Source organism: Rhizobium aethiopicum (assembly GCF_014197535.1).
In the GTDB taxonomy this organism is placed as follows: domain Bacteria; phylum Pseudomonadota; class Alphaproteobacteria; order Rhizobiales; family Rhizobiaceae; genus Rhizobium; species Rhizobium aethiopicum_A.
Window position 1 is genome coordinate 12,929 of the sequence record NZ_JACIFV010000021.1, and the last position, 12,891, is coordinate 25,819.

Annotated in this window: 12 protein-coding genes and 1 pseudogene; 6 read left to right on the plus strand and 7 right to left on the minus strand. The window is 61.9% G+C overall.

Annotated elements, in window-relative coordinates:
• A complete protein-coding gene (locus GGD53_RS23330; RefSeq protein ID WP_184459147.1) occupies positions 1–783 on the plus strand; it encodes a pyrroline-5-carboxylate reductase in 783 nt (260 codons plus the stop codon).
• Here GGD53_RS23330 and GGD53_RS23335 read toward each other — a convergent pair.
• Positions 780–1,328, minus strand: a complete 549-nt coding sequence (locus tag GGD53_RS23335) for a cupin domain-containing protein (protein ID WP_184459148.1) — start codon at positions 1,326–1,328, stop codon at positions 780–782. The genes GGD53_RS23330 and GGD53_RS23335 overlap by 4 nt on opposite strands.
• Before the next feature lie 141 nt (positions 1,329–1,469).
• Between GGD53_RS23335 and GGD53_RS23340 the strand changes: the two genes are divergently transcribed.
• Positions 1,470–2,804, plus strand: coding sequence for an aspartate aminotransferase family protein (locus GGD53_RS23340; protein ID WP_184459149.1), 1,335 nt, complete (start codon positions 1,470–1,472; stop codon positions 2,802–2,804).
• Between the two features lie 47 nt (positions 2,805–2,851).
• On the opposite strand, the gene GGD53_RS23345 is transcribed toward GGD53_RS23340, so the two are convergent.
• Positions 2,852–3,334 (minus strand): Lrp/AsnC family transcriptional regulator, encoded by a 483-nt coding sequence (locus tag GGD53_RS23345; RefSeq protein ID WP_210303323.1) that lies wholly within the window; start codon positions 3,332–3,334, stop codon positions 2,852–2,854.
• A gap of 106 nt (positions 3,335–3,440) precedes the next feature.
• Here GGD53_RS23345 and GGD53_RS23350 point away from each other — a divergent pair, with 106 nt between their 5' ends.
• The 3 genes and pseudogenes from GGD53_RS23350 to GGD53_RS23360 all read left to right on the plus strand — a co-directional run bounded on the left by GGD53_RS23350 (position 3,441) and on the right by GGD53_RS23360 (position 7,051).
• Positions 3,441–4,652 (plus strand): diaminopropionate ammonia-lyase, encoded by a 1,212-nt coding sequence (locus GGD53_RS23350; RefSeq protein WP_184459151.1) that lies wholly within the window; start codon positions 3,441–3,443, stop codon positions 4,650–4,652.
• The gene (locus tag GGD53_RS23355; RefSeq protein ID WP_184459152.1) at positions 4,649–5,896 is read left to right on the plus strand and encodes a Zn-dependent hydrolase; all 1,248 of its coding nucleotides are present in this window, start codon (positions 4,649–4,651) and stop codon (positions 5,894–5,896) included. The genes GGD53_RS23350 and GGD53_RS23355 overlap by 4 nt, the downstream gene beginning before the upstream one ends.
• Positions 5,893–7,051, plus strand: a pseudogene (locus tag GGD53_RS23360) (M20 aminoacylase family protein). Before GGD53_RS23355 ends, GGD53_RS23360 begins: the two are co-directional and overlap by 4 nt.
• Positions 7,052–7,079: 28 nt before the next feature.
• Here the strand turns inward: GGD53_RS23360 and GGD53_RS23365 are convergent.
• The 3 genes from GGD53_RS23365 to alr form a co-directional block, all read right to left on the minus strand.
• Positions 7,080–8,099: an AraC family transcriptional regulator gene (locus GGD53_RS23365; protein ID WP_184459153.1), complete on the minus strand. Its 1,020-nt coding sequence runs from the start codon at positions 8,097–8,099 to the stop codon at positions 7,080–7,082.
• 79 nt (positions 8,100–8,178) lie between these two features.
• Positions 8,179–9,447 (minus strand): D-amino acid dehydrogenase, encoded by a 1,269-nt coding sequence (locus GGD53_RS23370; protein ID WP_184459154.1) that lies wholly within the window; start codon positions 9,445–9,447, stop codon positions 8,179–8,181.
• Positions 9,448–9,477: 30 nt separating this feature from the next.
• Complete coding sequence (alr, locus tag GGD53_RS23375) at positions 9,478–10,611, minus strand: alanine racemase (protein WP_184459155.1); 1,134 nt, start codon at positions 10,609–10,611, stop codon at positions 9,478–9,480.
• 124 nt (positions 10,612–10,735) lie between these two features.
• Here alr and GGD53_RS23380 point away from each other — a divergent pair, with 124 nt between their 5' ends.
• The gene (locus tag GGD53_RS23380; protein ID WP_184459156.1) at positions 10,736–11,200 is read left to right on the plus strand and encodes an Lrp/AsnC family transcriptional regulator; all 465 of its coding nucleotides are present in this window, start codon (positions 10,736–10,738) and stop codon (positions 11,198–11,200) included.
• A 17-nt stretch (positions 11,201–11,217) separates the two neighbouring features.
• On the opposite strand, the gene GGD53_RS23385 is transcribed toward GGD53_RS23380, so the two are convergent.
• Entirely contained in the window at positions 11,218–11,943 is a 726-nt protein-coding gene (locus tag GGD53_RS23385) for a helix-turn-helix transcriptional regulator (protein WP_184459157.1), read from the minus strand.
• A gap of 155 nt (positions 11,944–12,098) precedes the next feature.
• A complete protein-coding gene (locus GGD53_RS23390; protein ID WP_184459158.1) occupies positions 12,099–12,737 on the minus strand; it encodes an acyl-homoserine-lactone synthase in 639 nt (212 codons plus the stop codon).
• Between the last annotated feature and the right edge of the window lie 154 nt (positions 12,738–12,891).

The window sequence follows — 12,891 nt, forward strand, 5'->3', positions numbered from 1 at the left end:
GTGAACGACAAAAGCATCGGATTCGTCGGAACCGGCGTGATCACCGAGGCGATGGTTCGCGGGCTTCTCGCTGGGCCGGCCTATGCCACCGAGATTCATGTCTCCCCGCGAAGCGCCCACATTGCGGAAACGCTGGCAGCCGAATTCGCAGCCGTGAGAATTGCCGAGGATAACCAGGATGTCGTCGCGCGCAGCGACACCGTGTTCCTGGCTATACGGCCGCAGATTGCCGAGGAGGTCGTGCGGGAACTGTCGTTCAGAGACGGGCAGACGGTCGTCAGCGTCATCGCGGCGACGGAACGCCAGGCTCTCATCGACTGGATCGGCGCCGACGTGCGTCTCGTGCAGGCGATCCCCCTGCCCTTCGTCGCATCTCGCCAAGGCGTCACCGCCATCTACCCGCCTGACGATACGGTCGCAGTGCTGTTCGACACGCTCGGTGCCGCCGTCCAATGCCAGTCGAGGAAGGAATACGATCTACTCGCGGCCGCGAGTTCGATGATGTCGACCTATTTCGGGATCATGGAAACGGTTGCCGGCTGGCTGGAAAGGAGCGGCCTAGAAAGGGCGAAAGGCCATGCCTACATTGCCCCGCTCTTCGCAAGCCTGGCGCAGAAGGCGAGCGGCCCGGGCGCTGAGCCCTTCAGCACGCTGAGCCGCGAATTCGCGACCAGGGGCGGGCTGAACGAGCAGGTTCTGTCCGACTTCGAGAAAAAGGGCGGCATCGCGGCGCTGACCGGAGCGCTCGACGGCGTGCTTGCCCGCATAGAGGGCAGGAACTAAAAGGTAGGCGGCGTGCAGGCGCTGATGACCTCGCAGGCCACCGGCCCGACGCAGCGGAACCGGTGCGGGCGCCGGCTTTCGAAATAATAAGCGTCACCAGGGCCCAGCACGCGCCGTTCGTCGTCGACCGTGACCTCGAGCCTTCCCGAGAGCACGATCCCGCCCTCCTCTCCCTCGTGGACAAGAGGAATTTTTCCGGTGTCGGCGCCCGGTTGGTAGCACTCCTTGAGCATCTGCAGGCTGCGCCCGAACAGGGTTTCGCCAACCTGCTTGTAGGAAATGGCACCCTTGCCGATCTCCACCAGTTCCTCGGCCGCGTAGAAAGCCTTTTTCGGACGTTCGGGTTGGAAGGCGAAGAATTCCGCCAGCCCGATCGGAATGCCGTCGAGAATTCGCTTCAAGGCTCCAACCGAGGGATTGGAGGCGTTCGATTCGATCAGCGAGATCGTCGAGTTCGGCACGCCGGTGCGTTTGGCGAGCTCACGCTGGGAAAGCTTGTGGGCGAGGCGAAGATGGCGAAGGCGGCTGCCGATGTCGATTGACATGATGCGGTCCGTTTGCGTTGTTCAAAATATCTAAAACATGTCAGCTGAACCGATATATTTCAACAGCTTGCGCTGGCGAAGAAAAGGACTTGTTTGCAAAGGAGAAATCACCATTCTCGACCCATCCCTAAGGAGGCCAGAATGGATCAGTTGAACAAGACGAACGCGCCCGTACTCGAAAATTTCTGGATGCCATTCACGGCGAACCGGCAGTTCAAGGCCACGCCGCGGCTTTTGGCCGCTGCGGAAGGAATGTACTACACCGACGTCGATGGAAACCGGGTGCTGGACGGCACGGCCGGACTCTGGTGCTGCAACGTCGGCCACGGCCGCAAGAAGATCGCCCAGGCGGTCGAGCGGCAGCTTGCCACCCTCGATTATGCCCCGACCTTCCAGATGGGGCATCCGATCGCCTTCGACTTCGCCGCGAAGCTGGCTGCGAATGCGCCGGGCGGTGCTGACGCCAAGCTCGACCGGGTCTTCTTCACCGGCTCCGGTTCGGAATCGGTCGATACAGCGCTGAAAATCGCCATCGCCTATCAGCGCGCGATCGGTCAGGGCACCCGCACCCGCATCATCGGCCGCGAGAAGGGCTATCACGGCGTCGGCTTCGGCGGCATTTCCGTTGGCGGTCTCGTCAATAATCGGCGAGTCTTCCCGCAAATCCCGGCCGACCACATGCGCCACACGCTCGACGTCGAGCGCAACGCCTTCTCCAAGGGCCTTCCCGCCCATGGCGTGGAACTGGCCGATGATCTCGAACGCCTGGTGCAGTTGCACGGCGCCGAAACCATCGCCGCCGTCATCGTCGAGCCGATGGCGGGATCGGCGGGCGTTATCCTGCCGCCGAAGGGATATTTGGAGAAGCTGCGCGCGACGGCCGACAAGCACGGCATCCTGCTAATCTTCGATGAAGTCATCACCGGCTTCGGCCGTCTCGGCACGCCTTTCGCAGTGGATTATTTTGGCGTCGTGCCTGATCTGGTCACAACGGCGAAGGGCCTGACCAACGGCGCTATCCCCATGGGCGCGGTCTTTGCCAGCCGTAAGGTCCATGACGGACTTATGGTCGGACCTGACAATGCGATCGAACTCTTCCACGGCTATACCTATTCCGGCCATCCGGTCGCCTGCGCCGCGGGGCTCGCGACCCTCGAAATCTACGAGGAAGATGGGCTGCTGACGCGTGCATCCGAGCTGGCCGAGTATTGGCAGGACGCCCTCCATTCGCTGAAGGGCCAGCCTGGTGTGGTCGACATCCGCAATCTCGGACTGGTCGGCGCAATCGAACTCGCTCCGCGTGACGGGGCACCGGGAACCCGTGCCTACGACGTCTTCGTCGATTGCTTCAAGAAGGGCCTGCTGATCCGCGTGACCGGCGATATCATCGCGCTTTCTCCGCCTTTGATCGTCGAGAAAGACCAGATCGACACGATCGTCTCGACGATCGGCGATGCGCTGAAGCGCGCGGCATAATCTGCCGATACCAACCGCTGCGGTGGCGAACCAGCCGCCGCAGCGGCTTACTCCAGAGGAACGCCAAGCCCGACTTTGACCCGGTCCATCGCAACAAAGGTGCGGAAGCGCTTGACGTTGTTGTTGCCGAAGAAGAGCCGCCGGGTGAGTGCCTCGTAATCAGCCATCGACGGCACGACGATCACAAGAATGAAATCGGCTTCGCCGGTGACGTAATAGCATTGCTGGATTTCCGGCGCGGCTGCGAACTCCGTCTTCGCCCGCTCGATCTGATCGGCGGTTTCGCTGATCACCTCCACCTCGACGAAGATCGTGATGGACTGCCCGACTGCCTCCGGCGCGACGACCGAGACGTCCGCCAGGATCACCCCTTCCTCCCGCATCCGCTTGATCCGGCGCTGAACGGCCGGCGCGGACAGGTTCACTGCATCGCCGATCGTGCGCTGCGGGGTCATATTGTCCCGCTGGAGAATGGCGAGGATCTTGCGATCAAAGGCATCGAGCGGCGATGGCTGAACGCGCTTGCTCAAATGGGGACCCCGACGAAACAAAATTGCAAACAGACGCCCAGATATCAGCGCTTTTTCCGTGGGCGATGCAATAGAGTTCAGCAACTTTACGAAATTGAGGTTTGCCATGTTTCTGTTGAACACAGCCGCCGACTATCGTCTGCCGCTTGATCCGCGCGATCAGAACACGCTCGGCATTGCCGCCGCCGAGGACGTGGAGTACTACCTCGGCTTCCGTGAAGACCATGCGATAACACCGCTCGTCGCCCTGCCGGGGTTGGCGCGCGACATCGGCGTTGCCACCATCCACGTCAAGGATGAAGGCCATCGTCTCGGTCTCGGAAGCTTCAAGGCGCTCGGCGGCGCCTATGCGGTGATCCGCCTCGTTCTCGAAGAGGCGGAGCGGCGACTTGCACGCGCAGTCGATATGGCCGAGCTGCATTCGGAAGAAGTCCGCGCCATTGCGCGCGGAATGACCGTTGCCTGCGCCACCGACGGCAATCATGGCCGCTCCGTTGCGCAAGGAGCGCAGCTCGTCGGGGCGCGGGCCGCAATCTTCGTTCATTCCGGCGTCAGCGACGAGCGGGTCGCCGCCATCGCCCGCTTCGACGCCGAGATGATCCGGGTTGCGGGAACCTATGACGACTCCGTGCGCGAGGCGGCCCGCGTGGCCGAGGCGAAGGGCTGGACTATTGTTTCCGACACATCCTGGCCGGGCTATGAATGCATCCCCGGCCTAGTGATGCAGGGTTATACCGCGCTCGTCCGGGAAGCGCTCCGGCAGATGCCGGAGCCGCCGACGCATGTGTTCATTCAATCCGGCGTCGGCGGCATTGCCGCGGCGATCGCCGGCCATTTGGCGATCGCGCTCGGGGAGCGGCGTCCCGTCTTCACCGTCGTCGATCCCGCCCGCGCGGCATGCCTCTTCGAGACGGCCCGTGCCGGACATCCCGTGACGATCGCCCATGGCGAGCCGACCGTCATGGCGATGCTCGAATGCTACGAGCCCTCCCTCGTCGCGTGGCGAATTCTTTCCCGCACCGCCGACGCCTTCATGACGGTGGAAGAGACGGATGCGACCGGGATCATGAACCGCCTTGCCGGTCCCGCTGCCGGTGATCCCGCCATCGTCGCCGGCGAAAGCGGCGGCGTCGGCCTCGCAGCCGCCATCAAGGCCGTAGCCGACCCGTCGATCAAGGCAGCGCTCTCGATCGACGGCCGCTCCCGCATCTTCGTCGTCAACACGGAAGGCGCGACGGACCCCGGCAAATATGAAGAGATCACCGGGCTGCCGCCCGCCGCAGTCACCGCGAAGAACGTGGAAGGAGCCTTGACATGACCGGCCCATCGATCGACGCGGCGCGTCTCCTCGGACGCATCAGAACGCTCGGCGAAATCGGCCGGGATAGCGACGGCCGGCTCGTGCGGCTGGCGGCTTCCGATACGGAAAAGCTCGGCCGCGACCAATTCGTGGCATGGATCAGGGATGCGGGGCTCGAGGTCGCCGTCGATCGCATCGGCAACATCTTCGGCATCTGGAAAGCTGGTGGCGTAGCAGACGAAGCCCCTATTCTCATCGGCTCGCACATCGACACCGTCATCGGCGCCGGCATCTATGACGGCTGCTACGGCACGCTTTCGGGGCTCGAAGTCATCGAGACACTGAAGGCGGAGGGCCTGACGCCATCCCGGCCGATCGCCGTCGCGGCCTTCACCAACGAGGAAGGCGTGCGCTACGCGCCCGATATGATGGGATCGCTGGTCTATGTGGGCGGCCTTGATATCGATTCAGCGCTCGCCACAATCGGCACCGATGGAACGATCCTAGGCCGCGAACTCGAGCGGATCGGTTATGCCGGAGAGCATCGACCGGGTTTCCTCAAGCCGCATGCCTATATCGAGCTGCATATCGAGCAGGGACCAGTCCTCGAACGCGAGGGCATTCCGGTCGGCGTCGTCGAAGATCTTCAAGGCATTTCCTGGCAGCGGGTGACCATCACCGGCGACGCCAACCACGCGGGGACGACACCGATCTCCATGCGCCGCGATGCGGGCCATGCCGCAGCTCGGGTCGTCACCTTCCTGCGGGAGCGAGCGAAAGCGTCCAACACGCCGACCGTCGCCACGGTCGGCTGCATGAGTTTCGAACCGAACGCGATCAATGTGATCCCGTCGCGGGCGATCTTCACGGTCGATCTGCGCGATCCCGACGAGGATCGCCTCAGGGAAGAAGAGGCCGCGCTCGCTAATTTCCTGGAAAGCCTATCGACCGAGGAGCAGGTCGGCATATCCGCGGAAAGGCTTGCGCGCTTCGAGCCCGTGAAATTCGACCAGAGCATCGTGCGGCTCGTAGAAAAGGCTGCGCGGGAACGGGGTCTTGCCTGCCGGCGAATGACATCGGGCGCCGGCCACGATGCGCAGATGATCGCAAGGATTGCCCCGTCGGCGATGATCTTCGTCCCGAGCGCCGGCGGCATCAGCCATAATCCGAAGGAATTTACGGCCGACGAGGATCTCGTCGCAGGCGCCAACGTCCTGCTCGACGTCGTTCGTCGTCTCGCTACGGAAGGAACGCCGAAATGAGCATCGACAGGAACACGCTTCATGCCGAGATGACGGCGTGGCGACACGATCTCCACGAACATCCCGAATTCGGCTTCGAGGAACGGCGGACATCCTCCTTCGTGGCGGCCAAGCTGCGGGAATTCGGCTTCGACGAGATCGCCGAAGGCGTCGGCGGCACCGGTGTCGTGGGAACACTGAAGCGCGGCAGCGGCAACCGCGCCATTGCTCTGCGCGCCGACATGGACGCGCTGAGGATCAACGAACAGTCGGACCTGCCGCACCGCTCGAAAAACCCCGGCGTCATGCATGCCTGCGGCCACGACGGCCACACCACGATGCTGCTCGGCGCGGCAAAAATACTGGCTGAGGAAGGCGCTTCGATGGCGCCGTGCGCTTCATCTTCCAGCCGGCCGAAGAATGGGGCAAAGGGGCGCTCGCGATGATGGCCGACGGGCTCTTCGAACGGTTCCCCTTCGACGAGATCTACGGAATCCATAACATGCCGGGGCTCGGCGTCGGCAATTTCCGCACGCGCCCGGAAGCGATCATGTCGGCTGAGGACAATTTCGAGATCACCTTGACCGGCATCGGCGGCCATGCCGCGCGGCCGCACTGGGGCAATGAGGTGCTCGTCGCCGCCTGCGCGCTGGTCACCAACCTGCAGACCATTGTCTCCAGGCGGCTCGATCCGGCCGATATCGGCGTCGTCTCGGTCACCGAACTGATCACCGACGGCACGCGCAATGCGCTTCCCGGCCTCGCCCGCATTCTCGGCGATGCCCGCAGCTTCAGCTCCGAGATCAGCGAGACGATCGAAAAGCAGATGCGGGTGATCGCCGAAGGCACGGCCGCGACCTATAACGTCAAGGCCGATGTCGTCTATACTAGGGAATTCGTCCTCTGCTGAACGACCCTGCCTTGACGGAGGAAGCGCTTGCCGTCGCGCGCGATCTCTACGGCGAGCCGAATGTCGCCATCGAAAGCAAGCTGATGACGGGATCGGAAGATTTCGCGCAGTTCCTGTCAAAGGTGGCGGGCTGCTTCGTCTTCCTGGGTAATGGCGAACACTCGCCGCCGCTCCATAACCCGACCTATGACTTCAACGACGATGGCCTCCTGCACGGCGCAGAATTCTATGCGGGAATTGCACGCCGGCGGCTCCGGCCAAGCTGAATCCTAGAGCGGGAACCGCGTCGGGGCTCTAGCGCTTCACGGTCTGTGAGGGCAGCTGACCGAAGCGCTTCTTGTATTCGGCGGCAAAGCGTCCGAGATGGGTGAAGCCCCATCTCAGCGCGATATCACCGATGGGCTGCGTTCCGTCTAATTGCAGCAGCTCGCGATGGGCGGCAACCATCCGGATTTCATGCAGGTAGGCGATCGGAGTGGTGTTCCTGAACTGCCGGAAACCCTGCTGCAAAGTCCGAACGCTTACCTTGGCCGCCATGGCGATCTCGCTGAGCGAGATTGGTTCGGCGATGTGCTCCTGCATGAAATCCATGGCCCATTTCACATGGCGGGGGGCCGGGAGCGGAGCGGCACGCGCCAGCTCCTCTGAATAGTGATGCGGACATGTCTCCAGAAGCAGGTACACCGCCGCGTCGCAGAGCGATCTGACGGCCAGAGGTGAGCGTTGTAGCAAGCCGTTGCCGCTGAGGCCGCTGTGGAGGTTTGAGACGAGTTGTTGCAGGAGGAATCCCGGACCGACCGTCAGATCAATGTCGGTATGGAAGCCGACATCGCCGCTGATCGTCCGCTCGCACATATGGGAGAGCTGCGCGGCGATCTTGGCACGGTCGATGAAAAGACAGAAATGACTGCGGGGGCCAACAATACCCGTTCCACTGACGCTGCCCTGTTCCAGGATCACGCCGCGACCGGGCACCGAATATGTCGGCTCTTGCTTGCCGCCGAACCACATCATCCCCTGCTTTGGCAGAAACATAGCCAGTTTATCGGCGACCCCTTCCCGCTTGCAGAAAATCCTGCCTTCATAAGAGCAATCGGCAACGCTGACATCTTCCATCGAGATGAAATTGCAGCGGTATGCAATCGGCATCGTGCCTTCGGTCGAAACCCTTATGGTGGATCTCGGCGTCGACAGTGCTTCCGCGAGTTGATCCGCGTCGGTTCCGTTCTGCACCGTTGCCCGAAACGACATATTCGCCACGGCCGATGATTGGACCACGCTGCCTGGGGCATGCCGATCGGGGCTAACGGACATTCGTGACCTCCTACAGTGATGCCCGCGAATAAAAAGCGATTTGTACCATATCGTTTATCCGCCTGTCGTCCATTTCGCGTCAGCCGTATCGGCTAACGGCAAGATCCCTGGCGTCGATATCGGGCGTACGGCCGCCGACGAGGTCGCCGATCAGCCGGGCCGAACCGGTGCTCATGGTCCAGCCGAGCGTGCCGTGACCGGTATTGAGAAAGAGGCCCTTGATCTTCGTCGGACCGATGACCGGCGTGCCATCGGGCGTCATCGGGCGCAGGCCGGACCAGAAGGAAGCCTTGGAAACATCGCCGCCGGGGAAGAGATCGGTGACGGAATGTTCGAGCGTGCTGCGGCGCGCCAGGCCGAGATCGTTGGTATAGCCAGAAATTTCGGCCATGCCGCCGACGCGGATCCGGTTGCCGAGCCGGGTGATCGCAACCTTGAAAGTCTCGTCCATGACGGTCGATTCCGGCGCGCGTGACGCATCGGTAATCGGGATGGTGAGCGAATAGCCCTTGACCGGATAGACCGGCAGGCGGATGCCGAGCGGCTTCAGCAGCAGCGGCGAGTAGCTGCCGAGCGCGACCACCACAGCCTCCGCGCTCATCCGTTCGTGGTCGCGATCGGGATCGCGAGCGGTGACGACCCCGCGCACAAGGCCGGCCTCGACATCGAGCCCCTTGATCGTCGTGCCGTAGGCGAAGCGGACGCCGAGAGCCTCGGCTTTGGCGGCCAGCGCATTGGTGAACTTGAAGCAGTCGCCGGTTTCGTCCTTCGGCGTCAGCAGGCCGCCGACGATCTTCTCGCGCACATGCTTCAGCGCCGGCTCGACGCGGATGCAGCCATCCCGGTCCAGCACCTCATAGGGAATGCCGTCGGCGGCGAGCGCCTTGACGTCCTTGGCCGAAGCATCAAGCTGCTGCTGCGTGCGGAACAGCTGCAGAGTTCCCTGCATGCGTTCGTCATAGGCGATGCCGGTTTCGGCGCGAAGCTCGGCGAGCGCGATGCGGCTGTAATCGGCAAGGCGCAGCATGCGGCTTTTGTTGATCGCGTAGCGCTCGGAGGTGCAGTTCGACAGCATCCTCGCCATCCAGGAGAGCATGGCCATGTCCAATTTCGGGCGCAGGATGAGCGGCGCGTGTTTCATGAACAGCCATTTCATGGCTTTCATCGGAATGCCGGGTGCCGCCCATGGCGAGCAATAGCCGAAGGAGACTTCGCCGGCATTGGCAAAGCTCGTCTCCAGCGCCGGCCCCGATTGCCGCTCGACGACGGTAACCTCATGGCCCGCCTTGGCCAGCTGATAAGCGGAAGTGACACCGACGATGCCGGCACCCAGAACGATGACTTTCATGATGTCCCCAAGAATGAAGCCAGCCGGCTCTCAGCGATATTGCCTGTGATACCGATCGCCGAGACCGGTCAGGATTTCATAAGATATGGTGTCGGCATCGCGCGCAATATCCTCAAGCGTCTGATGCGGACCGAGCACTTCGACGAGACTGCCGAGCGTCAGCGCGCCTTCGGGCAGCGCCGACATATCGACCGTGATGCTGTCCATTGAAACGCGGCCGACGATCGGCAGGCGCGTGCCCCTGTAATAGACGGCGCCGCGGTCGCTGAGGCAGCGCGGCAGACCGTCGGCATAGCCGGCGGCAATGGTGGCGAGACGCATTTCCCGTTGCGCGATATGCGCGCCGCCGTAACCAACCTTCGTGCCCTGTGATACGGTCCGCGTCTGTACGACGGCGACATCGAGGCTGACGACCTGCTCCATTGGGTTCGTCGTGCCGGCGCACGGAGCGCCGCCATAAAGCGCGATGCCCGGCCGGGCGAGCACGCCGTGATAGGCCTCGCCGAGGAAGACGCCGCCGGAATTGGCGAAGGAAACGTCGAGCCCTGGAAATTCGTCGGCGATGCAGGACATTTCTGCCAGCTGGTCGCTATTCTGCTCGCCATCGGTCTCATCGGCCGAAGCCAAATGGCTCATGATGAACAGGACTTCGATATTGGTGCCATTGCGAAAGGATGTTGCCAGATCCGCCCTTTCCTCCGGGGGAAAGCCCAGCCGCGACATGCCGGTGTCGAATTGCAGGACAGCCGGCAGGCAGCGCTTCAGCGCGCGCGCCGCCGCCGACCATTGCTGCCATTGGGCGAGCGAATTGAGAACCGGAACAATATTCATTTCGGCGCAGGCAATTTCATTGCCCGGCTGTAGGCCGTTCAGCACGAAAATCTGGGCGTCCTGCGCAAGCACCGGCCGGAGCCTCGCCGCCTCGACGAATTGAGCAACGAAGAAATGCCGGCAACCTTGGCCGTAGAGCGCTTTTGCCACCTGTTCCGCGCCGAGGCCATAGGCATCTGCTTTGACGACAGCGCCCGCGCGAACCGGGGCCAGCATCGACACGAGCTTGAGATAATTGCGGCCGAGTGCAGCAAGATCGATTCCGAGATAGCCTGTGGCTCCCTGCGTGATCGCGGCAGTACGTGCATAGGAAACCAAAATATCGCTGTCCATGTTCACCCTCTTATGTCACTGCAGTGTATGAAAGAATAAGCGATATTACCGGTTATTTTGTCGTCGATTATTGCAGGATTTGCATATTATGCGCATGATCCGCGAAAGTTCGGAACAATCTATCATGCCCGCTCTTGACACGACAGATCGCAACATCCTGAGGCTGCTGCGCCTCGACGCCCGCATGAGCAATGCCAAGCTGGCCGCCGAGGTCGGCCTCTCGCCATCGGCCTGCCTCAGACGCATCAAAATCATGGAAAAGACGGGCGTGATCCGCGGCTATACCGCGCTTCTCGATACGAGCAATGCGGATGCGATGATTGCCGTCATCATCAATATCACTCTCGAACGGCAGACGGAGGACTATCTCGACCGTTTCGAGGCGGCCGTCCGCCGCCATCCGGAAATCCGCGAATGTTTCCTGATGACGGGTGGTTCCGACTATCTGCTGCGCGTGGAAGTCGCCAATGCCGGCGAGTTCGAACGGATCCACAAGGAAATATTGTCGGCCTTGCCAGGCGTCCTCAGGATTAACTCCAGCTTCTCGATCCGAAACGTTCTGGCGACGCGCAGCAGGGGCAAACGCTGAGCAGGAACCGGGCAGACTTATATCAGTTCGAGCGCCGTCGCCTTGGCGACCGCTTCGCTCGTCGTCGCGACGGTCAGTTTCCGGCGCGCCGAGGCGAGATAGAGCTGCACCGCGCTGACCGAAATGGACAATCGGGCGCCGATCTGCTTTGCCAGAAGGCCATTGGCCGTCATCTCAAGGCATTGCACCTCGCGGCGCGACAGTTGTGCAAAATCCGCAACCGCGCGCATGCCCGACAAGACCATTGCCCGGTCGTGAAGATGATGGGCGAGAAACTGGAGGTCGCGCATGCTGTCCACGCGGAACTGCCGCCAGTAGGCATCGGGATGATTGGAGGTGACCGTAAACAGCGATCGCTCGCCCTGAGGTCCCCGCACCGGCAGGGTCACGCCCTGCCGGCCGACGCCGAAGGCCATCGCCTCCTTGAAGAAGCCGTGCGCCCGGCCTGTATCCCATTTCGACGCCGACCACTCCACCGGCAGGAAGCCGCGCCGGCCGAGACGCACGACGGGATCGATGCTGAAGTAGTCCCGCTCAAGATATTGTTTCACCCATTCGGGCGGATAGGTCAGCATCAGCAATGGATTGCCCGCCGCCGCCCCTGCGAAACGGGTCACATGCAGAACCATGTGCGAGATCGCATAGATATGGCGGACTTCGTCCAGCGCTGTTTCCAGATCCTGCAGTGTCGGCGATGCGGAGATCCGCTCCAGACAGTAGAAAAAACGAGAACTGCTCAGCATGAGTGGACTCGTGGTTGTGAAATTTCCTAACTGCTCGCATTAGTAACATCTCGCGAATGCCGAGAACAGCATATTTTTCAACAGCCGTGGCGCGACATGAAGAACAGGTTAAAAACTGACGATCCCACTACAAAGCGGCGGGACAGCGACTCCGATTACCGCATGCCGGCATCGACAAGGGCTCCGGCAGGATTGGGAGAGGCTTGCTCCTGAAGTTGGGACAGATTGGCCCTAAGTGTCCGACAATTCTCCGCCGTCACATCCCATAGGCCAACATACAGCTTGCCGATCTCCGGCCGGGATCGGGCAAGCGCCGTCGGTCTCCAACCGATCCTGCGGTACACAGCAATCATCGCGACGTCATAGACGCCGACAATGCTCTCGATCCCGGTCTCGAGCGCAAGATCGCAAAGCCCTGAGAGCAGCTCCGTGGCGACTGCGCGCGATTGCTCCATTTGCCCGGCATGCGGATGAAGGCAAAAGCGGGTACATTCCCAGGTCGTCGGGCTATCGACGTCGATGGGCTGGTCGAAGAAATGCCGGAACTCGCTTTTGAGCATCGTCGCTCCGGTGGTCGGCAGCAGGCGCAGCGAACCTGTCAGCGTGCCGGAAGGTTGGTGCGTGACGAGATAGACGGGATCCTCAGCCTCGTCGTATCGGTCCCTTTCCCACCCATCCCTAACATCGACCTGCCATCCCAGCCGATCGCGAAAGACGGCGGCGCGAGCCCGAAACATTTCATCGAAAGCACGTCGATCGGTATCGAGCATGTCTTTGGTGAGTATCCGCAACATATCGGTCCCTCCTGATGTGCTGACGTTTCACAACAGGAGGCCGAGCGGGATCAATCTGGATATTTCACCAGGTTGACCGGTGCTTGGTTTTGTCTTCCCCTTCCATAAGAAGTTCCTGATGTTCGCCGATCGGAAGCTCTTGGTTATTGCCAAG

Bases quoted from the DNA above. Each gene is read 5' to 3' on its own strand.
- GGD53_RS23355 (WP_184459152.1), top strand. From the start codon at position 4,649: ATGACCGGCCCATCGATCGACGCGGCGCGTCTCCTCGGACGCATCAGA.
- GGD53_RS23385 (WP_184459157.1), bottom strand. From the start codon at position 11,943: ATGCTGAGCAGTTCTCGTTTTTTCTACTGTCTGGAGCGGATCTCCGCA.
- GGD53_RS23340 (WP_184459149.1), top strand. From the start codon at position 1,470: ATGGATCAGTTGAACAAGACGAACGCGCCCGTACTCGAAAATTTCTGG.
- GGD53_RS23390 (WP_184459158.1), bottom strand. From the start codon at position 12,737: ATGTTGCGGATACTCACCAAAGACATGCTCGATACCGATCGACGTGCT.
- alr (WP_184459155.1), bottom strand. From the start codon at position 10,611: ATGGACAGCGATATTTTGGTTTCCTATGCACGTACTGCCGCGATCACG.
- GGD53_RS23380 (WP_184459156.1), top strand. From the start codon at position 10,736: ATGCCCGCTCTTGACACGACAGATCGCAACATCCTGAGGCTGCTGCGC.
- GGD53_RS23370 (WP_184459154.1), bottom strand. From the start codon at position 9,447: ATGAAAGTCATCGTTCTGGGTGCCGGCATCGTCGGTGTCACTTCCGCT.
- GGD53_RS23335 (WP_184459148.1), bottom strand. From the start codon at position 1,328: ATGTCAATCGACATCGGCAGCCGCCTTCGCCATCTTCGCCTCGCCCAC.
- GGD53_RS23350 (WP_184459151.1), top strand. From the start codon at position 3,441: ATGTTTCTGTTGAACACAGCCGCCGACTATCGTCTGCCGCTTGATCCG.
- GGD53_RS23365 (WP_184459153.1), bottom strand. From the start codon at position 8,099: ATGTCCGTTAGCCCCGATCGGCATGCCCCAGGCAGCGTGGTCCAATCA.